Raw genomic sequence first — 537 nt, 5'->3', positions numbered from 1 at the left:
GTCTTCGCCCCCGGCCATCTGGGGGAACTGACCCAACTGGTGCCCTTCGAGATGGTCGATGAGGCACTGCGGCAGACCGGCCGGGTTCAGCGGCGGGTCCGTGACCTTCCCTCCCGCGTGGTCGTCTATCTGATGCTGGCCGGGACGTTGTTCCCCGAGCTGGGCTGGCGGCAGGTATGGCAGCGGCTTACGGCGGGGCTGACCGGCCTGCCCGTCGCCTCCCCGACCGGCGCCGCGCTGGCCCAAGCCCGCAAGCGCCTCACCGCCGCCCCCTACGCTGGCTGTTCGAGCTGTTACGCGGCCCAGCGGCCGGCATCACCATCCCCGGCGCCCGCTGGCATGGACTGCTGGTCTGCGCGATCGACGGCACCGTCATGAGCGTGCCCGACAGCCCCGCGAACCTGACCGTCTACCCCAAGCAGCGCGGCAACCACGGCGGCGCCGGCTATCCGGCGCTGCGCCTGCTGACCCTGCTCGCCTGCGGCACCCGCACCCTGCTGGATGCGGTCTTCGCCCCGGCCTCCACCGGCGAGACCA

The 537-nt window shown here is 72.4% G+C and carries 1 protein-coding gene; it reads left to right on the top strand.

Translation table 11 applies throughout. The features are described 5' to 3' along the window. Nucleotides 1–378, top strand: a 378-nt coding sequence (locus V5E28_RS49130) for a transposase domain-containing protein (protein WP_336217209.1), incomplete at its 5' end; no start/stop codon positions are given. Nucleotides 379–537 lie beyond the last annotated feature (159 nt).

The sequence above is a fragment of the Nonomuraea sp. LPB2021202275-12-8 genome (assembly GCF_037044575.1).
In the GTDB taxonomy this organism is placed as follows: domain Bacteria; phylum Actinomycetota; class Actinomycetes; order Streptosporangiales; family Streptosporangiaceae; genus Nonomuraea.
This window is presented reverse-complemented; position numbering and strand designations above follow the sequence as displayed.